The sequence below is a fragment of the Paenibacillus apis genome, from assembly GCF_018333295.1.
Lineage (GTDB): Bacteria > Bacillota > Bacilli > Paenibacillales > Paenibacillaceae > Fontibacillus > Fontibacillus antibioticophila.
Genome location: NZ_BORS01000011.1, coordinates 1 through 18,145, shown reverse-complemented (window position 1 = coordinate 18,145; position 18,145 = coordinate 1). Strand labels below are relative to the sequence as shown.

Annotated in this window: 20 protein-coding genes and 1 other annotated feature; of the genes, 6 read left to right on the top strand and 14 right to left on the bottom strand. The window is 49.4% G+C overall.

Annotated features, from left to right (window positions below):
* Nucleotides 1–17: 17 nt before the first annotated feature.
* The 10 genes from KI362_RS16010 to KI362_RS15965 form a co-directional block, all read right to left on the bottom strand.
* Complete coding sequence (locus KI362_RS16010) at nucleotides 18–503, bottom strand: DUF456 domain-containing protein (RefSeq protein WP_044482160.1); 486 nt, start codon at nucleotides 501–503, stop codon at nucleotides 18–20.
* A 10-nt stretch (nucleotides 504–513) separates the two neighbouring features.
* A complete protein-coding gene (locus KI362_RS16005; protein ID WP_301628569.1) occupies nucleotides 514–1,263 on the bottom strand; it encodes a Cof-type HAD-IIB family hydrolase in 750 nt (249 codons plus the stop codon).
* A 59-nt stretch (nucleotides 1,264–1,322) separates the two neighbouring features.
* A complete protein-coding gene (locus tag KI362_RS16000; protein WP_301628567.1) occupies nucleotides 1,323–1,460 on the bottom strand; it encodes a hypothetical protein in 138 nt (45 codons plus the stop codon).
* Between the two features lie 29 nt (nucleotides 1,461–1,489).
* The gene (locus KI362_RS15995; protein ID WP_301628565.1) at nucleotides 1,490–2,383 is read right to left on the bottom strand and encodes a metal ABC transporter permease; all 894 of its coding nucleotides are present in this window, start codon (nucleotides 2,381–2,383) and stop codon (nucleotides 1,490–1,492) included.
* A complete protein-coding gene (locus tag KI362_RS15990; protein WP_301628563.1) occupies nucleotides 2,380–3,351 on the bottom strand; it encodes a metal ABC transporter permease in 972 nt (323 codons plus the stop codon). Before KI362_RS15990 ends, KI362_RS15995 begins: the two co-directional genes overlap by 4 nt.
* Nucleotides 3,352–3,355: 4 nt before the next feature.
* Nucleotides 3,356–4,117 carry a metal ABC transporter ATP-binding protein gene (locus KI362_RS15985; RefSeq protein ID WP_044481913.1) on the bottom strand — a complete coding sequence of 254 codons (762 nt, stop codon included), beginning with the start codon at nucleotides 4,115–4,117 and terminating at the stop codon, nucleotides 3,356–3,358.
* Between the two features lie 238 nt (nucleotides 4,118–4,355).
* Nucleotides 4,356–5,330, bottom strand: coding sequence for a metal ABC transporter solute-binding protein, Zn/Mn family (locus tag KI362_RS15980; protein ID WP_301628560.1), 975 nt, complete (start codon nucleotides 5,328–5,330; stop codon nucleotides 4,356–4,358).
* Nucleotides 5,331–5,506: 176 nt separating this feature from the next.
* Nucleotides 5,507–7,573 carry a peptidoglycan D,D-transpeptidase FtsI family protein gene (locus tag KI362_RS15975; RefSeq protein WP_301628558.1) on the bottom strand — a complete coding sequence of 689 codons (2,067 nt, stop codon included), beginning with the start codon at nucleotides 7,571–7,573 and terminating at the stop codon, nucleotides 5,507–5,509.
* Between the two features lie 101 nt (nucleotides 7,574–7,674).
* Nucleotides 7,675–8,832, bottom strand: a complete 1,158-nt coding sequence (locus KI362_RS15970) for a transglutaminase domain-containing protein (protein ID WP_301628556.1) — start codon at nucleotides 8,830–8,832, stop codon at nucleotides 7,675–7,677.
* A gap of 65 nt (nucleotides 8,833–8,897) precedes the next feature.
* Entirely contained in the window at nucleotides 8,898–9,356 is a 459-nt protein-coding gene (locus KI362_RS15965) for a hypothetical protein (protein ID WP_301628554.1), read from the bottom strand.
* Nucleotides 9,357–9,527: 171 nt separating this feature from the next.
* Between KI362_RS15965 and KI362_RS15960 the strand changes: the two genes are divergently transcribed.
* From KI362_RS15960 to KI362_RS15950, 3 genes are all read left to right on the top strand, one after another.
* Nucleotides 9,528–10,682: an MFS transporter gene (locus tag KI362_RS15960; RefSeq protein ID WP_301628552.1), complete on the top strand. Its 1,155-nt coding sequence runs from the start codon at nucleotides 9,528–9,530 to the stop codon at nucleotides 10,680–10,682.
* Between the two features lie 142 nt (nucleotides 10,683–10,824).
* Nucleotides 10,825–10,947 (top strand): sporulation protein YjcZ, encoded by a 123-nt coding sequence (locus KI362_RS15955; RefSeq protein WP_101781209.1) that lies wholly within the window; start codon nucleotides 10,825–10,827, stop codon nucleotides 10,945–10,947.
* Between the two features lie 108 nt (nucleotides 10,948–11,055).
* Nucleotides 11,056–11,403, top strand: coding sequence for a toprim domain-containing protein (locus tag KI362_RS15950; RefSeq protein ID WP_044481918.1), 348 nt, complete (start codon nucleotides 11,056–11,058; stop codon nucleotides 11,401–11,403).
* Nucleotides 11,404–11,409: 6 nt separating this feature from the next.
* On the opposite strand, the gene KI362_RS15945 is transcribed toward KI362_RS15950, so the two are convergent.
* The 3 genes from KI362_RS15945 to trpS form a co-directional block, all read right to left on the bottom strand.
* Entirely contained in the window at nucleotides 11,410–12,009 is a 600-nt protein-coding gene (locus KI362_RS15945; RefSeq protein ID WP_301628549.1) for an SCO family protein, read from the bottom strand.
* 13 nt (nucleotides 12,010–12,022) lie between these two features.
* The gene (gene cyoE / locus KI362_RS15940) at nucleotides 12,023–12,970 is read right to left on the bottom strand and encodes a heme o synthase (protein ID WP_301628547.1); all 948 of its coding nucleotides are present in this window, start codon (nucleotides 12,968–12,970) and stop codon (nucleotides 12,023–12,025) included.
* A gap of 1,268 nt (nucleotides 12,971–14,238) precedes the next feature.
* A complete protein-coding gene (gene trpS, locus KI362_RS15935; protein ID WP_301628545.1) occupies nucleotides 14,239–15,222 on the bottom strand; it encodes a tryptophan--tRNA ligase in 984 nt (327 codons plus the stop codon).
* Nucleotides 15,223–15,284: 62 nt separating this feature from the next.
* Nucleotides 15,285–15,540: a binding site (T-box leader), on the bottom strand.
* A 139-nt stretch (nucleotides 15,541–15,679) separates the two neighbouring features.
* On the opposite strand from trpS, the gene KI362_RS15930 reads away from it, so the two are divergent.
* Nucleotides 15,680–16,663, top strand: a complete 984-nt coding sequence (locus tag KI362_RS15930) for an aldose 1-epimerase (protein ID WP_301628544.1) — start codon at nucleotides 15,680–15,682, stop codon at nucleotides 16,661–16,663.
* A gap of 228 nt (nucleotides 16,664–16,891) precedes the next feature.
* Nucleotides 16,892–17,113, top strand: a complete 222-nt coding sequence (locus KI362_RS15925) for an alpha/beta-type small acid-soluble spore protein (RefSeq protein WP_044481923.1) — start codon at nucleotides 16,892–16,894, stop codon at nucleotides 17,111–17,113.
* A 70-nt stretch (nucleotides 17,114–17,183) separates the two neighbouring features.
* On the opposite strand, the gene KI362_RS15920 is transcribed toward KI362_RS15925, so the two are convergent.
* Nucleotides 17,184–17,600, bottom strand: coding sequence for a hypothetical protein (locus KI362_RS15920; protein WP_044481924.1), 417 nt, complete (start codon nucleotides 17,598–17,600; stop codon nucleotides 17,184–17,186).
* 272 nt (nucleotides 17,601–17,872) lie between these two features.
* Between KI362_RS15920 and KI362_RS15915 the strand changes: the two genes are divergently transcribed.
* Nucleotides 17,873–18,067, top strand: a complete 195-nt coding sequence (locus KI362_RS15915) for a hypothetical protein (RefSeq protein ID WP_301628537.1) — start codon at nucleotides 17,873–17,875, stop codon at nucleotides 18,065–18,067.
* The last annotated feature ends 78 nt before the right edge of the window (nucleotides 18,068–18,145 follow it).

The window sequence follows — 18,145 nt, the reverse complement described above, 5'->3', positions numbered from 1 at the left end:
TAATTCCTTCCTTCTCTCTAGAACAAGACGATCCAGATGATAAAAATAATGATCATGGCAAGCTGCAGAATAATCTTGACGACCATGCTGCTAAATAACCCCACGACCGAGCCGACCCCGACCTTGAAGGCTTTTTCCAGCGATTCTCCCCTGAACAGTTCACCAAGCATGGCGCCAATCAACGGACCCAGCACCAGACCGAACGCGGGGATCACGAACGGACCTACGATAATGCCGATGGTGCTGAGCCAGACGGACAGCTTGCTGCCGCCGAACTTTTTCACGCCCCAGGCTCCGACCGCATAATCCGCGATCAGCAGCACCACAACGATTAACGTCTGAAGCGTCCAGAAGAACCAGCCGAAGGATTCAAACGAGAAGAACCATCCATACACAAAGAAAGCAAAATAAACAGCCACCACGCCTGGCAATACCGGATATACCGTTCCCGCCATCCCGACGACAAACAACAGGATGACCAGGAGCCAACCCACAATTTCCAACATGAACGGCTCACTCCTTCGGCAAAATATAATCTCTGATGATCCATGCAATTCCATCATCATTATTGGATGCAGTCACCACGTCAGCGTTTTCCTGTACCGCAAGCTGTGCATTGCCCATGGCTACGCCAAGACCAGCCGCTTGAATCGCTGCCAGATCATTCAGGCTGTCTCCAACAGCAACCGTCTCCGACATTTGAATGCCAAGCAGCTCGCATACCGTACGGATCCCGCTCGCCTTATTCACACCAGCCGGATTGATCTCCAGATTGTAAGGCGATGAATTCGTAATTTCCAAGCCGCCCATATTCTGCAGCTCCATCATAAGCTTATGGCGAATATCGTCATCCTCGGTGTGATAGCCGAATTTGACCCATTGATTCACGTCCAGCAGAGCCGGATCCCAATTTTTCTCATTGTAGCTTCCTTCAACAGAATAAGCCCAGAACCATACGCCATAACGCTGGGCAAGACCGTGCATCCGGGCAATAACCGCTTTATCCAGCAAATCCCGGTGATACAATTCATAAGGAGATCTCCAGATTTCGCTGCCGTTCGCAGTAATCATCGGAGTGTTAAGCCCCAGTTTTTCTCCAAATGGCACCGCCTCGTCAAATCCTCTTCCCGTTGATAGACAAACATGGACTCCGGCCTGCATAGCCTTGCGAATCCACCGCTCTGTCTCCGGAGAAATATCATGCTGATCCGTCAGTAAGGTTCCATCCATATCCAAGGCAAGTAATTTATATTTAAGTTCCATTTTATGTGCCCTCCTATCCCAAGCCATAACGCCATTTTATCACAACCTGGTGACTAGCACTAGGCAAGACGGTCGGTCAAGTCCCTGGCATTGGTCATAGTAGTCCATATTTTTCCTCCACGCAAAAAAGCAGTCAGAAGACCTGGGAAGTGAATCCCTGCGATCTTGCCTGACTGCATAACCTGACTGCGAACCATGTTTTATATCGGCTCAGCTTTGAAAATCTTTATGCCTGAGCCATCCCCGTCCCGGTCTTCAATCGGCGGCGCTTCAAGTAACGTGCCGCAAGACCGTGCAGCGGCGAGAAGATAAAGGCAAGCACAAACAAAATCCCTGCCACACTAATCATGGCTCCTGCGATAGAAGCGTCCAGCCATTTAGCCAGGTAATAACCTCCTGCCGAGCTCAGAATACCGATCAGCACACTGTACAGCAGCATCCGGCTAAGCCGGTCTGTCAGCAGGTAGGCTGTTGATGCCGGTACAATCAGCATCCCCACAACCAGAATCGCGCCTACACTTTCAAAGGAGGCAACCGTAGCTACCGATACCATTCCCATCAACAGGTAGTGGAACAGCACCACGGGAATGCCGACGGCAGCTGCCAATGCAGGATCAAAGGCGCACAGCTTGAACTGCTTGTAGAACAACCCGATCAGTGCAAGCACCAGAAGGAGCGTTCCTCCCAGCATCCAGACAGCGGCAGGCCCCATATCATATCCGTTCAAAATCCATGTATCCCAGGGAACATAGGCAATCTCTCCGAATAACACGCAGTCGAGATCCAGATCGATATGAGAGGCGTTCAGACTGATCAGGATCACACCAATCGCAAACAGCGCTGTAAAGACGATCCCGATAGACGCATCGGATTGAAGTCCGCTTTGCTGAAGCATTTGAATGAGAAATACGGTAATCAGGCCCAGCACCGCAGCACCTGCAAGCATCAGCACGGAATCCCGGGAGCCGCTGATCAGGAAAGCAATCGCAATCCCCGGCAGAACCGAGTGACTGATCGCATCGCCGACCATCGCCATTTTTCTCAAGACGAGAAAGCAGCCAAGCACCCCGCATGTCGCGGCAACAAGCGAACCGGTTAGAATAATCCAGAAATCCATCATGAGTCTGCACTCCTTTCCCCGGCATATCTTCTGGAAGCTGCTGCTCCCAAGCCGGGCTCAGCCGTTCCAGCCCATTGTCTGACTGCTGCGCGCTGACGGCTGCGTCTCATCAGTTTGGCGACAAGCCCTCGATTGGGTGCAAAAAGAGCAGAAACCGCAAATAGCAACGTTGCTGCCAGCACGGTTACAGGACCGGTAGGCAGATTTGACAGGGTTCCGCTGATCATCGTCCCTACCGCTCCGGACAAACCGCCAAATACTCCGGCGAATACCACCATAACTCCTAATCTGTCCGTCCAGTAACGTGCGGCAACTGCCGGCGTAATAAGCAGTGCGGCAACAAGCACAACGCCCACCGCCTGGATACCGATCACCACCGCAATGACTGTCATAAGCAGGAGCAGTTGCTCCAGAAACGCCGTCTTCATCCCCATACCCCGGGCAAACCCCGGGTCGAAGCTAACCAGCTTGAATTCCTTGAAGAGCAGCGCACAGATCAGGATGAGCACCAGCGATACCGCTCCTACCAAATAGACATCCGACAGCATCATGGATGCGGCCTGCCCGAACATGTATTTATCAAGTCCGCTCTGGTTGCCGTTCCCGCTATGCTGAATCTTGGTCATGAGGACAACGCCGACACCGAAGAACACGGACAGTACAATCCCCAGAGCCGCATCCTGTTTGATTCTTGAAAACCGGGTTATGGCATGAATTCCGAAGGTGGCCAGAGCGCCCGAGATAATAGCGCCCAGAATGAACAGTCCCATGGATTTCACACCGCTGAGCATAAAGGCGATACAAATCCCCGGCAGAGCAGCATGGGCAAGCGCATCGCCCAACAGGCTTTGCTTGCGAAGATATGCGAAGGAGCCGATCACTCCGCTCCCCAGCCCCAATAGCAGCGAGCCCATAAGTATCCATTGCAGATTCGGATCTGCGAACCAGCTTGTGAAGGAGGATAGCATATCGTTACACCTGCCCTGCTGAAGCGGAAGCAGAAAAGTCCTGCAAAATCGCAATACGTCCGCCATAGGTTTTCTGTAGGTTATCCGGCGTGAAGACTTCCTGTGTCGGTCCTTCAGCTACCAATCCGCCATTAAGCAGAAGCACATGGTCAAAATACTGCTCAACCGTCGCCAGGTCATGATGAACAACCAGGACGGTCTTCCCTTGCTCCTTCAGCTCTTGCAACAAAGCCACAATCGCCTTCTCGGTGGTAGCATCCACGCCTGCAAAGGGCTCATCCATAAAATATAAATCTGCTGTTTGAGCCAAAGCTCTCGCTAAAAACACCCGCTGCTGCTGTCCGCCCGACAATTGGCTGATCTGTCTTCCCGCCAGCTCGGACATGCCCACCTTGGTCAAGCACTCCAGTGCAAGATTACGCTCAGCCGCACCCGGACGGCGGAACCAGCCCAGATGTCCATAGCGGCCCATCATGACTACATCTAGCGCATGCGTCGGGAAATCCCAGTCGACCGATTCCCGCTGCGGTACATAACCCACTCTCTTACGCTGTTCATGGTAAGCACCGCCAAATATTTTCACATCGCCATCCACAACCGGGATGAGACCTAGCATCGCCTTAAGTAAGGTTGACTTCCCTGCTCCGTTTGGTCCCAATACTCCAATCAGCTTGCCGGATGGGATCTTGAACGATACGGAATTGAGCACCGGCTTTTTCTGATAAGCCACGGTTAACCGTTCCACTTCCAACGGATATGTCGTCATTCTAATCTCCTTCTTCCTTGAGCTATATAAGTTGAACTACTGAATTTTACGTTCTGGGGGCAACATGTGAAGTGTTCTTACGATCGCTGTTGTTCGCGGATTTCTCTAATTGAACGAAAATATTATAAGGTAGAAATCCACTCACAAAGGCGAACGCTTACGCTTCTTCAGCACACTCCGCACTTATGCCCTTTCTCCGCAGCTTTATAATTCAACTTATATATTAGCTCCTTCTGTTTTATTTTAACGCTTCGACAATCGTGTCAGTATTATGCCGGACCATCTTGATATAAGTATCCGCATCGGAGCCCGGCTCACCCATGGAGTCCGAATACAATTCTCCGCCAATAATAACTTGGTGCCCCATTTCCTCCGCCCCTGCAATGACTGCTTCCATCGACTTGGTCGGAATGCTTGATTCGACGAAGACCGCCTTAATCTGATTCTCCACCAGATAGTCCCGAAGCTTGGCGACATCCTTGGAGCCGTATTCCGCAGCCGTACTGATGCCCTGGAGGCCCATTACTTTAATATCATAGGCATCTCCGTAATACCCGAATGCATCATGAGCGGTAACGAGCACCCGTCCCTCCTCAGGAATGGAAGCGATTTTGGTTCTTACCTCTTCATCCAGTTCGTCAAGTTGATTAATGTATTCCTCCGCATTCTGCCGATAGATATCGGCGTGATCCGGGTCATATTCGATCAGCGCATCCCGCACCGTCTCGGCAGCCGAGATCCAGTTGCGAACATTGAACCAGATATGCGGATCATATTCGGTCCCTCCCGTATCCGCCCCGGACCGCAGCTTTGAAGGATCCAGATTTTTCGAAACCGCAACCGTCGGCCTGCTCCGCTCCAGCTTCTCAAAGATTTCTGTCATTTTGCCTTCCAGATGAAGCCCGTTGTAGAACACGAGCTCTGCTTGATCAAGCTTTGCCATGTCTCCTTGCGAGGCTTTATAAAGGTGAGGGTCTACACCCGGCCGCATTAACCCGGTGACATGCACCTCTTCGCCGCCAACCTCCTGAACTACGTCGCTGATCATTCCTGTCGTCGTCACCACTTCAATCGGACTCTCATCCCCTGAGCGTTGCCTGCTCTCGGGATTCACTTCGACTTGGGAACAACCGGCGATCAATATAAACACAAGAACACTTAGAGTCATCTTAGCTCGTTGAAACGGGCTTTTTTTGATTGTTGTCTGATTCATGTTAAACCTCCTCTAAAAATCAATTGATTGTTGTACGAGTAAACACTTGTTTCCCCTATCATTAAATTATAGCTTCGGACAATAATGTTTCCCTAGTGCAAATTTTATAACTTTGCAAATAAAAAAGCAAGAGGAAAATTCCCCTTGCTTGGCCATGCTCATTTTATGCAGTTCAATTACTGTCCATCGGCAGTTGTGGTATCCGTCTCATTATTTTTCACTGAGTTTTTCTTTGGTACCCCGTCCAGACCATATTCCTGATCATAAGCATCAAAGATTTTGCGTGCGACAGGCGCGGCGCTGGAGCCTCCGAAGCCGCCTTCCGGAATAATGACCGCAACGGCAAGCTTTGGATTCTCACGGGGAGCAAACGCTATAAATACGCCGTTATCCCGGTTAGCCCCTTTCCCCCATTGCTCCGAGGTACCCGTCTTCCGTGCAAAGTCATAAGGAAAGCCCGAGAACGCCGAGGACACATTTGTAGACATGCCCTTGATCACTTCGTCCCAATAGGCTTTCTTGAAATCCACTTCATTCAAGACTGTCGGCTGGAACTCCTTAACGATATTGCCTTGTTCATCTGTAATTTTACTTACTAAATGCGGCTCCATTCGCTTGCCGCGAGTAGCAAGCGTCGTGGCATACTGAGCCAGCTGCATGGCAGTATACCCGCCTTTTTGGCCAAAAGAGGCATATACCAAGTTGGAAAGGTTCGTCTCGGACTCTTCAAAGTAACCAAGCTTCCCAAGGAATTCATTAGGCAAGTCAACTCCTGTTGAAACGCCAAGTCCAAACTGCTTCATATAATTATCCCAAACAGTAGGGCCCTCCGCATAATATTTATAATACAGCTTCTCCCCAACCATATCGACCATGAACGCATTGGATGAGACACGGATTGCCTCAGATGGATCGATATTCCCGTAGACGTGTCCCTGGGAGTTGCGGACCCTTGCTGAATCATTTTTACCGAAGTAGGCAACACCGCGATCCGGATAAATAGTGGTGGTCGTAAACAGGTTTTCATTCAAACCTATCAACACTGACAACGGTTTAACAGTCGATCCAAGCAGGACGGCAGAATCGAAATCATGGCCAGAACGACCCGAACTGATCGGGGTTATTGTCCCGTTCTGGTAGTTCGTCATGATCTTGCTCCAATCATCATTGGAGATGCTTCCATTCTGCCATAAGTTCGTGTCGTAATCCGGCATACTTGCCATTGCCACGACATTTCCTGTATCCACTTCCATAGCTACTGCGTAGCCCGTCTTAGCATTAGGGTGTGTTTTACCTGACACGGGGTTTTTGTGCACCCACTCTATCTGGTCTAGGATGGCTTGCTCCGTAATCATCTGAATATTCTTATTGATCGTTGTATGCAGGTCATATCCCTTAACCGGCGGAGTGACCTCCGGAATTCCAGTCGCCATATTTCGCGGATCGATAGGCACACTCTTGAAGCCGTTCTTTCCGCGAAGCTCCTCTTGGTAGTAGAGCTCCAATCCATCGTAACCTACGAGTTCCGATTCTGTGTATTGGAGGGCCGGATCTGTCTCCGTTTGCTCGCGGATATCCTTATAATACTTAAAATCCGAACTATCCGTCGTCGACGCGCTAGAGAATTTCTTCATGTAACCGATCGTCTGAACGGCGACCGTATCGGTATCATAATGGCGAATACTTTCCTCCACGATTTCGATTCCAGCGAACTGGTCCTTACGCTCCAGGAAATAGGCCATTTCCTCTTTGGTTAAACCAATCTTGATTCGCCGGGGAGTAAAGCCGTTATTCTGACGATAATCAAGGTCCATAGCCTTGATGATATCTTCCAGTGTCATAGGGGCTTCCTCGGGATCACCGTACTTATCGAAGACCTCCTTCAATTCGCTCGCCAGCGCCAGCGCTTCGTGACGGTTCCCCTTGCCGCGATCTGTGCTTTGGCTGTAGTCCTTCTGCAGGGTAATGTACAGAGACTGGACAGGCGTCGAGTAGGCAAGCGCTTCGCCCCCCGCAGCCAGAATACTGCCCCGAATCGGAGTCATCGGAACGGCCCTTACCCGCATATCGCTCTCCTGCTGCGACAGACTAGGCCCCTCAACAAATTGCAGAATGGCCAGCCGGACAATGATGACCGTAAAAATAGCAAACGCGCTGAAGAAAAATAAATTCAGCCTGATATTAAAGTGGCGCTGCATTGCCGCTTCTTGCTCGCGCGGATCATCTTTATAGACACTTTTCATTACCTGTTCTCCCCATTGCTCTTAATCCTCAAAAAACTGCAACAATTCTATATTAGCATAACGAATGGCAGCCTGACGAAGTTACAGCCTGCCTCGAATTTTTATACCGCTTTGTCAGGGATATGTGTCTCCGCAAAGGCCGGAGGATCAAACCAATCCCCGCTCCCTGCCCAAGTAGAATCCAGTGGAATCCAACGGCTCTCTTCCGACAAATACACTTCATTCCAGGCATGAGGCCCATAACCGCCCCGTCCGTCATATCCAAGTCCGGTTACGACGCGGACATTAAGGTCCTGCGACCTCGCCATGACCGCATAAAGCCGGGAATAATCAATACATACGCCAAGCTTGGTATCAAAGGTCATTTGCGGAGTCTGTTCCCGCCAATTGCCATTCTCTTCGTAATCTTTTACCTTATCGTAATCATAACTGACCTGGGAGCCAACCCAATCATACAGTCTTCTAGCCTTCTCTTTATCTGTAGAAGCGCCTTTCGTGACTAATGCAGCTGTGTTCCCGATAGACGAAGGGATGTCAGCATCAATCACCTCATACCTGCGCTGTAGAATTCCGTTCAGTTCGGCTTCCACACTGCGCGTGAATACCGGCAATTTCTCTTTGATCAGGTTGCCGGTAAGCGGCTCTATGACACTGCGCGCCCCCTGCTGATACACAGGCGATGACTCGACATACCGGCTGAACCCGCTGTCCGGGTTGAGGGTGACCACGATAAACAATACCGCAATGACGGTCAGACAGCGCGCACCGCCGATCATTCCGCCCAAGACGGCCCCAGCAAGTCGGCTTAGCAGAGAGGAAGGGCGTTCTCCTCGAACCATCATCCGTCCAAGGAATGAGCTTCCCCCCAGCAAAAATGCAGCGGCCAGGCCAAGAAGGGTGCGCAGCAGCCAGTAGCCGAGCAGAAATACCACCGCGAACCGCATAAGCGGATAATCTGCCACAGCCGTGAGCAAGGTGTAATAAACCTGTTCAAAGCCGGACAGCTCGCGCTGGGGCGGCTTCACTCCCGAGAGCCAGGTTTGAACCATAGGCGACAGCCAAAGCGTCAGCGGAATGGATGCAAGCAGACTCAAAGCCGTAAGCACACCGCCGCTAACCAATGATACCAGTCGTCCCGCCGAACGGGAAGCCCCGCGGAACAATCCTTGCACCACCGAAAGAATCATAATGCCTAACAGTAGCAAGCTGATCAGATTTAGATTTTCCAGACTTAATCCTTCCAAATTCGGTCCCTCCATCCTTCCACCTCCTCTGGTTGTCTATTCCATCCTTTAAGTTGGCAGCAGACCGCAGGCCGGTGAGTTTACTTGGAATTGCGCGATGCCTCCTGGATGAAGGCTTCGAGCGTATCGTTCATTGACCATTCGCCCAAAGGCACTCCATGAAAGGAAACCTTCACCTTATCAGCGCCCGGGCTTCCTGTAACCTCCAGGTTAGGGGTAGTAATCGTAAAGGTTCCGTCCCCATTACTCGTCATCTTGGCCTCGCCGGCCTCATCCTTCAGCATATTCAACGCTTCATTTTTACTGATTGTTACAGCCTGATCCTTAACGGCGGTCACAGCTTCTCCAATGTCCTTAAGCTCAATTCCGCTGTAAATAATCACGAAGGCGGCGATCACCAGCACAAGCGCCCACTTCACAACCGTCTTCACAAAATTCAGGACGACAAACAGCACGACCAAGGCCACTATAATGACCAGCCAGTTCGCCTTCAGAAATTCAACCCATACATCTACATTCAAGTTCAGACCTAAATCCATTCTTCCACACTCCCGAATCTCAATATCATCATTTCTCCGCGCTTCTGGATGTCCTTTTCATTATACATGATGGCCCTGCTCAGTGACAGTTTAACCATGGATTGTAATAAGTTCGTCCGATGAAACGTACAAGTAGTAGCATAACACTCTTTTATAAGGAGGCTGCCCCATTTGAAAATGGCATTCTGGCTCTATTTCTTCTTGTTCCTCGCGTTCTTTGATTTGCATGCCCAATATCCGATACTGACCCCGTTCGCATTGACCCTGGGAGCTACCCCGGCTTTTATCGGCTGGATGATGGGCATATACGCCCTTACGCATCTGCCGGGAAATCTGCTTGCAGGGCAAGGGGTAGACCGCCATGGGAGCCGCCGATACATGATCTTCAGCCTGATCAGCGCAGGCATTATTTTGCTGCTGCAAGCCCATGTCACCGAGCCATGGCAGCTTCTGGCCCTGCGCTCTGTCAGCGGATTCGTGCTGGCCTTTCTCGCCCCGGCCTGTCTTGCCATGCTTGCCTCTTTATCCAGCGATCCGATTCGCCAGGGGAAATTCATGGCTGGTCATGGCGTCGTCCATACCCTTGCCTCCGTGGTATCTCCCGCAGCCGGCGCCTTTTTGGTTGCGCAGACAAGTTATTCCTTCACGTTCCAGTCGCTCGGGTGGCTGCTGATCGCAACAGGCATCCTGGCGATATTTACAATTCGCGAGCCGCAAGGAGCTGCATCCAAGCTCACGCTTCAAGAGACCGCGAAGACGCCGGTCAAGCTGAACATCATTCCCTTGCGCTTTTATATTCTTCCTCTTGCCGTATCCTGCTCTCAAGGCATCCTGTACTTCGAGCTTCCTTTCCAGGCAGGCGGAGCATCCGGTATTGTAAATACCGGGGTTTACTTCTCCATTATCAGTCTGGGTGCTCTTGCAACCCTGTCTATGCTCTTTCTAAGTCATTATTCCCCTTATGTCCGGGCGGCATTGGGCATCCTGGGCATAGCTCTCTCGTTCTTTGCGATGGCTGCTCTGGATTTTGTGCCTTTGCAAGTATCACTCTTCATACTAGGAATGGCAAAAGGCGTGACCTTCCCGGCGATCGCATCTATGTTCATTGATCTGAGCGGAGGAAAAAGGCTAGGAACCGTATTCTCCTTGCAATCCATCTCCATGTCCATCGGCTCGTTCATCGGGCCGATTGCCGGAGGAATGCTGCACGGCAAGATTACCTCTCCTTATTTCGCCGCTTTTCTGATCCTTATGGTCGCGCTCCTTCTCATCCCGCCGAGAACAAGCAAGCTGAAGTCCAACACAATACCTCCTGTTACAACTTAGCGTCATTGCACGCTCATTAGTTCAGCTTCCACGGATGACCATTATAATTTCGCCATTTAGGCATTGGTACAATACCGAGACTCACGCCCCACATAGTATATCGTGTAGTAAACACCGACCGATTTGAAAGTGGGGTGAAACTATGGGCGGTATTGATCCTTGCGGACCAGGTCCAGTAGTTCCTAATTGGACATCTACAGGCGCTATTCTCGTACTTTACATTTTGCTGGTAATTATTTTGCGCTCCCCGTTCTTTATCTGCTAACAGCAATGAGAGCTGCGGTCTGCCCATCCGGGCGGGCCGTTTTGCATGAAGAGGACTTGCCGGTATACACTATATAAGTTGAATAATCTGCAGCCAGGAGGAGCCGACTTGTCCATCAGCATTATTGTCGAAGGAAAAAATGACCGCAGCAAGCTGCGCCGGGTACTCCGGGACAACGTGAATATCCATTGTACCTTTGGGACGCTCAACACCATGAAGCTCGAAGCACTGCGCAAGCAAGTAGCGGACGACGAGGTATTCTTGTTCATGGACAATGATTCGTCCGGCAAAAAAATTCGGGGTGTGCTGCGGGATTTATTCCCGGATGCAGTCCATATCTACACCAGGAGAGGCTATGCAGGCGTGGAAGGCACACCGGAGGAATATGTAATCGCCCAATTAGAAAAGGCCGGCCTTGAGGAATTTATCATTTATCCTCCGGCCAGCCCGTATTAAGCTGTTTTATTCTTTTGCCAGATTAGCTACGCCCTTTGCAATTTCTTCTGCCGTAGCCTCTGGCCGGTATATATCCCGCAAGTTTCCGTCGCGGTCAACCAGACCGATCAGATCCGCATGCACAAAGTTCCCGCTCTGATCCTTCGTGATCAAGGTCTTGAAGGAATTGATCGCCAGATCCATCGTCTGCTGCTGATCCCCTCTCAGAAAATACCAGCCGCTGTAATCCACTTTAAACTTATCGCCGAACGCCTTCATATTCTCCAGGGTATCCCGTTCCGGATCAAATGTCACCGAGACGAATGAAGCGTCCTTGCCGAACAACCCCTTCTCCTTCAAGATATCTTGAACCTGAGAGAGCCGGAAAGTCGTTAAGGGACACACATCAGGGCAATTGGAGAAGAAAAAATAAAATAGTCTGACTTGTCCCTGAGTATCTGCAAGCGTAATCGTTCTGCCGTCCACATTCTCCATACTGAAGCTTTCAACCGGTCCAATGACCGGAAGCTTAGGCTTATTCAGGCTGGTGAGCAGCAAATAGCCCGCCAACAAGATCAATATGGCCAGAAGCAGCCAGGTCCATTTATATTTTTTCAGAAGAGACATGTCTCGCCCTCCATTACGAAATACGTACAGTATCCAGAATCATCACGATCAAAGCTATGGTCAGGTAGTTTACTGAAAATAAAAATACCTTTTTGGCCCATTGATCATCATTCTTCGAACGGAATCCCTTGACAGCCATCAAAAGCCATGCAACCGATAGGATTTCCCCGATCACAAGGAACCAGATCCCGGTATAGTCAAATACATACATAAGGATCGGAATCGGAATCAGCAGCGCAAGATAAGGCAGCATCTGCCATTTGGTTCTCCGAATTCCCTTCACAACCGGAAGGAGCGGGAAGCCCGCTGCTCTGTATTCTTCTACCCGCCGAATGCCAAGCGCCCAGAAATGGGGTGGCTGCCAGAGGAAAAGCAAGGCAAAGAGCAGAACCGCGCCTAGATCCACTTTGCCTGTGACGGCAACATAGCCGATAAGCGGCGGCATTGCACCGGAAATGGCACCGACCGATGTGCTCCAGGTGGAGCTTCGCTTCAGCCATAAAGTGTACACCAGCACGTAGACGATCATGCCTACGATCCCGAACACTCCGGCAAGCCATCCCGAGAAGGCAAATAGAATACCAAGTCCAAGAATCCCAAGTATGACTGCATAAATAAGTACCGTTCGCGGGGACAACTTGCCAATCGGCAGCGCCCGATTCTTGGTTCGTTCCATCTTTGTATCGAGATCACGGTCGAAGTAGTTATTAAATACGCAGGAGGAAGCCATGACCAGCATCGTCCCAAGTAATGTGAGTATTAGACTGCCGTATTGCAGCTGCCATTGTGAGGCAACCCAGAATCCGGCAAACGCTGCGATCAGGTTGGAGCGCAGTATTCCCGGCTTCGTCACGGCAACAAAATCTCTCCAGGTCGCCGCAGACTCGCCAGGCGGAGAAGTTCTTGCAGCAGCAAGAGCCGCAGACTCAGCTGGAGCGTGGTAACGAAGTTGTTTATCCACTTGTCGTTGTGCCTCCCTATTCTTCAATGATGTCTATAAAAAGAATCACAAAAAAGTCTAAAAAACACCTCTTGCTATAAACTTTATCATATCAAACCTGAAAAGTGTTTGACAAACATATGATTAAAAGCTTGTTGTTGTGACAATTCGGTGACATGAAGTCGAGTGATGCCAACTTTGCATTCGCCGCTGTTTCGTGCGAGAGCGCAGCTACAGCCAATATAAAACCAACCAATGATTTTGCCGCGTGCCGGAGGGCAACGTGTGAAGTATGCTTACGAGCATATGCTCCCGAAGTAGCTTTCTTTCAGAAAGCTTTTACTTCAGCACACTTCACACTCATGCCCTTATTAGCAGACTCTTGAGTAGGGCATTATAGTGCTAATTGCATCGCACTCTCTCTAAGACACAGATACTCAAAGCAGGTAAATAGACGACACTGCATCATCATTGGGGATACCCCAATTTCAACAAGCCCACATAGCAAGGGTATTTCAGCGGATTAAGCAAAACCCGCCAAGTACGTATGCGCACACCTCGCACCGAGCGCAGCTTCCAGCGCGCGGTGTTTCGCAGCATGACGGTGATCCGTCGACCGCATGAAAATATGGATCGTACGCATCCAGTGAAAAAAGTTACCTTAAATTCAGTGAAAATAATAGAAAAGCGGATATAGTGAAATTTCTGTACTTAAAGTTGACTAAAATGTGGGTTTGGCTAGATACTGGCGATCTAAGGTAAGTTTTTTCACTAAAACTGGGTTCGAGCGTCAAATGAAGAATTTAAGGTAAGTTATTTCATTGGAGCGTGGTTGGATAAGGCACGATCAGAATGAGGTTGGTCAAGTAGAGCGGATGAAGCTCGGAGAAAACTTCAGTTCTGGCAGGACAGGGCGAAGCTTTGGTGCAAGGCCGGAGCATCATTAGGCCGGGGAGCAACTCTAGCGCGAGCTTACCCTGCTTGTATGATGCCGCGGGCTGCAAGCTTGCTGTAATACAACATGTGAGCAGGCATGTGCAAAATGTATTGCAGTTGAACTGTAAAGGCAAAGTAGTCAGGGCATAAGTGTGGAGGTAAAAGTTTTCTGTAAGAAAGCTACTTCGGAAGCATAGAGCGTTAGCGTTCGCCTTTGTGAGCGGATTTCTCCTTTGCTAGAACTTAGTCCAATTAAAGAAATCCGCAAACAACAGCGATCGTAGCAACTCTTCACACGTTGCCCCTTTAACTCGCCTTCTTTTCAGAAAGCCCCTGCTTTGCAGTCCTTACATTCAATAAGGAAGAAAACCCATAAGCTGCTGCACATCAGTCAGCGTTTTCTCTGCCATTTCAGAGGCTTTCTCAGCGCCTTGACGCAAGATACTGCGGATTTCCCCAGACTGCCTGATATCCCGATAACGCTGTTGTAGCGGCTCAAGTTCGCTTACAACCACTTCGGCCAGATCCTTTTTGAACGGTCCGTACATTTGTCCTTCATACCGCGCTTCGACCTCAGCAACAGACAATCCAGAGCACTGACTGTAAATGGTGATCAGATTGCTTACCTCTGGCTTGTTCGCAGGATCGAATCTCACTTCCCGTCCGGAATCCGTCGTTGCACGGCTGATCTTCTTCCGAATTTCATCCGGAGTGTCCAACAAGGCAATCATGCTGCCAGGATTCGGATTGCTCTTGCTCATCTTCTTAGAGGCATCGTCCAAGGACATAATTCTGGCCCCAACCTTCGGAATGTAGGGCTCAGGCATTTTGAAATATTCACCATAACGGCTGTTGAATCGTCCGGCAAGGTCCCGGGTAAGCTCCAAATGCTGCTTCTGATCTTCTCCTACCGGTACCAGGTCAGCATTATAGATCAGAATATCGGCGGCCATCAATGCAGGATAGACGAACAGGCCAGCTCCTACGGATTCTTTACCTGCCGACTTATCTTTGAACTGGGTCATGCGTTCCAGTTCACCCATTGAAGTTAAAGTCGTAAGCATCCATCCCAACTGAGCGTGCTGACGAACATGGGACTGCATATAAACATTGGCTTTGGCAGGATCGATTCCGGCTGCCACGAACAGGGCCGCCACGGACTCGGACTGCTCCCGTAAATCAGCCGGATTCTGCGGAACCGTAATAGCATGAAGATCTACAACCATGAAGTTGCAGACATGATCATGCTGAAGTGTAACGAAGTTTTTCAGTGCACCGATATAATTGCCTAGTGTTAGCTTCCCGCTTGGCTGGATGCCGGACAGTACTCTTTTCATAACCTAATTCCTCCATTCATATGCTGGGCTGCACTTAAATAAATACAAAAAAACTCACATCCGCAAGGGACGTGAGACCGTGGTGCCACCCTATTTTACCGAGCTTCTGAATCTGACAATACTTTACTTCCAGCTGCCCAGCCTTTGGAACTCCATAACGCGGAGTCAAACGGCCGACATAATTGAGAAGACGTTCATCTTCCGTTCTGTTCGGCACTCAAGGGTCCATTCAGCCAGATGCTTCCACCGGTTCACAGCAACCACCGGCTTTCTGAAGGAGAGGCTTCTATACTTACTTATCCCTGTCAACGTATTTACAATATTCACTGATTTGTCTATGATCATCATAAATGGCCTAAATAGTCATGTCAAATCCATTTTTCGTCCAGCGCAAAAAGTGTTATTATAGTTTAAAGCTTATAGAAACCGATTATGATGTGGGAAAAGGAGCAAAGATATGAAGAAAGTGACCAAAGGGCGATGGAATGGGTACGATACGTATATCCTGCATAGCCGCGAACTTGAAGTCACACTGCTACCCCGTCTTGGCAACAACGTCATTCGTATTTGGGACCATGTTCATGAGCGCGACATCCTTCGTCATCCGGAGGAGCAAGAACTGGATTTCTACCTGCAGAAGCCGTATCATTTCGGGATCCCGGTGCTGATTCCGCCCGGACGGATCCGCCGCGGACAATTTACTTATGCCGGCCAGTCTTATCAATTTGATCGCAATACCGCTAATGACAATCACATTCACGGCTTACACCGGACTCAGGCCTGGTGTGTAAGCGACATCGATGAGGACGAGGACGGATGCGCGATCACAACCGAATTCCTGACCTCTGATGATCCAAATTGGATGCGCCAATATCCGGAGCCCTTAAAGCTGGAGATGACAATTCGGCTTCAAGGAACATCCCTGACGCAAACCTACAAGGTTAGCCATCTTGGCTCTTCCCCTGCTCCCTTCGGATTAGGACTCCACACCTGGTTCCTGATCGACGGTGCCCCGGAAGCTTGGACACTGAAGGTTCCCGTATCCGGAATTTACCTGTCTGACGAAGAGATCATTACGACAGGCGAGACAGCCCCGTTGGGAGAGCTTGAAGCGCTCAATGAAGGATTGAATCTGAAGGGTACAAATTTTGACACGATGTTGAAAATTGGCGATCTTCCTGTCAAGGCAGAGCTTGTCCGTGATGATGGCTACGGGTTGATCTACTCTGCGGATCCTGCCTACTTTAAGCATTGGGTATTATACTCCAAGGGAGAGGCTGATCAATTCATATGCGTGGAGCCTTATACCTGGCTGCCGGATGCTCCTAATTTAGGCCTTCCAAATGAGGAGACAGGACTGATTGATCTCCAACCAGGACAGAAATTAGATCTGACGGTGAAGCTGGATATCGTTCATCCGACTGAAGAAACTCAGCCTTAGAAACAAGTTACGTCTGCATCTCTATTGTCCATTAAATATTGCTTCTGTCAGGGCCGCTCGTCCAGCAATTCTGCTGTGCGGGCGGCTTTTTAGTATGCCTGCTCATAGGATTACGGCTCTACTCTTCAAAGATGCAATAATTACCACTACTTTTGTATGACAGAGAACCGAATATTTTGCTCTCGAAGAACCATACTAACATCACAAAGGACGAAGGAGGTGACAAACATGGCAGGACAAAGCCGCTCCAACAACCTTGTAGTTCCTCAAGCAACTGCTGCATTGCAACAGTTGAAAATGGAAGCAGCACAGGAACTTGGTGTAACCATCCCACAAGATGGATACTATGGGAACTATACTTCCCGCGAAACCGGATCCCTCGGGGGTTACATCACAAAACGTCTGGTACAATTGGCAGAACAGCAATTGTCGGGTCGTTCGAACCTGTAATCGGAATTTCCCTAAGTATTAAAATAGGAGGAAAGGCGGTCTGCAGTGAATGCAGGTCGCCTTTCTTTCCTTATGCACTGGATGATTCCTTGTATGTATGTGCGGAGGAACGGTTCGGGTAGCGCTGAATCAATAGGTTAGCCATGTTATAATTCGATTCCAGCGTGGCATCCATCATCAGCTTGTCTTTCTTTACTGTAAAATCAAAGCTGATCTCGCCGTGCGTCCAATATCTTTTGAATCTCAGCGATTCCAACGCCATGGTTCGCAGGTTGTCCAGCTGTTCAGAATCCAGTCCATCGCCTTCTTCCATCAAGCTGCCGTCACGCCCTGCAATGGGATTGTGGCGAACGCCAAACTTACCGATCACGTTATTGCGGATTTGTACGAATACAGTCCCGGAGTTCATCGAGCCAAGCTCAATCTCCAGTTCTTTAAATACAATATCCATTTGTCTCGCCAGAGACAGATTGTCCGTGTTTATCATCATTACACCTCCTCTCTCAAGATTTTCCCTTTTAAGGGGTCATAATCCATTATAGAGCAATAAATTACATCTTTCAACAATATTAAACATATTTTAGGAGGCAGGAAATAGAAATAAGGGCTACAAAAATCGCACTTTGGCTGATGGATGTGTAGCTTTTTTTATTCGGATTTTCGCACAACTGACCTTGCAAGATACCGCGCGGGATTTTAATGCTTTTTTGCACTTATTAGCTCCACCCTGGCTCTAGCTCCTTCGGAGACGATTTTTGCATGAATTTCCGTACAAACTCCGAACTGGCGATTTTAATGCAGAAAGTCACTAAAATTACTGATGGCGGCGTTCAGGTGACCATTTTAGTGCAGAAAGTCATTAAAATTCCTGATGGCGGAGCTCGGGCGACCTTTTTAGTGCAGAAACTCCAAGGCCCCCTAATTAAACTGGAGTCTCCCTGCCCAATAATTTAAACTTAGGACAAAGGGAGATGATCGGTATGGGAAAAAGGCTGAATGAAGAAAAACGTTTACAAGTTGTGAAAGAAGCGA

Coding starts and splice junctions, on each gene's coding strand:
- KI362_RS15965 (WP_301628554.1), bottom strand. CDS start 9,356: ATGGATTTAGGTCTGAACTTGAATGTAGATGTATGGGTTGAATTTCTG.
- KI362_RS16000 (WP_301628567.1), bottom strand. CDS start 1,460: ATGGTTCGCAGTCAGGTTATGCAGTCAGGCAAGATCGCAGGGATTCAC.
- KI362_RS15915 (WP_301628537.1), top strand. CDS start 17,873: ATGAATTTCCGTACAAACTCCGAACTGGCGATTTTAATGCAGAAAGTC.
- KI362_RS15920 (WP_044481924.1), bottom strand. CDS start 17,600: ATGATAAACACGGACAATCTGTCTCTGGCGAGACAAATGGATATTGTA.
- KI362_RS15975 (WP_301628558.1), bottom strand. CDS start 7,573: ATGAAAAGTGTCTATAAAGATGATCCGCGCGAGCAAGAAGCGGCAATG.
- KI362_RS15925 (WP_044481923.1), top strand. CDS start 16,892: ATGGCAGGACAAAGCCGCTCCAACAACCTTGTAGTTCCTCAAGCAACT.
- KI362_RS15980 (WP_301628560.1), bottom strand. CDS start 5,330: ATGAATCAGACAACAATCAAAAAAAGCCCGTTTCAACGAGCTAAGATG.
- KI362_RS15970 (WP_301628556.1), bottom strand. CDS start 8,832: ATGGAGGGACCGAATTTGGAAGGATTAAGTCTGGAAAATCTAAATCTG.
- KI362_RS15955 (WP_101781209.1), top strand. CDS start 10,825: ATGGGCGGTATTGATCCTTGCGGACCAGGTCCAGTAGTTCCTAATTGG.
- KI362_RS15945 (WP_301628549.1), bottom strand. CDS start 12,009: ATGTCTCTTCTGAAAAAATATAAATGGACCTGGCTGCTTCTGGCCATA.
- KI362_RS15930 (WP_301628544.1), top strand. CDS start 15,680: ATGAAGAAAGTGACCAAAGGGCGATGGAATGGGTACGATACGTATATC.
- KI362_RS15985 (WP_044481913.1), bottom strand. CDS start 4,117: ATGACGACATATCCGTTGGAAGTGGAACGGTTAACCGTGGCTTATCAG.
- KI362_RS15995 (WP_301628565.1), bottom strand. CDS start 2,383: ATGATGGATTTCTGGATTATTCTAACCGGTTCGCTTGTTGCCGCGACA.
- KI362_RS16005 (WP_301628569.1), bottom strand. CDS start 1,263: ATGGAACTTAAATATAAATTACTTGCCTTGGATATGGATGGAACCTTA.
- KI362_RS15990 (WP_301628563.1), bottom strand. CDS start 3,351: ATGCTATCCTCCTTCACAAGCTGGTTCGCAGATCCGAATCTGCAATGG.
- trpS (WP_301628545.1), bottom strand. CDS start 15,222: ATGAAAAGAGTACTGTCCGGCATCCAGCCAAGCGGGAAGCTAACACTA.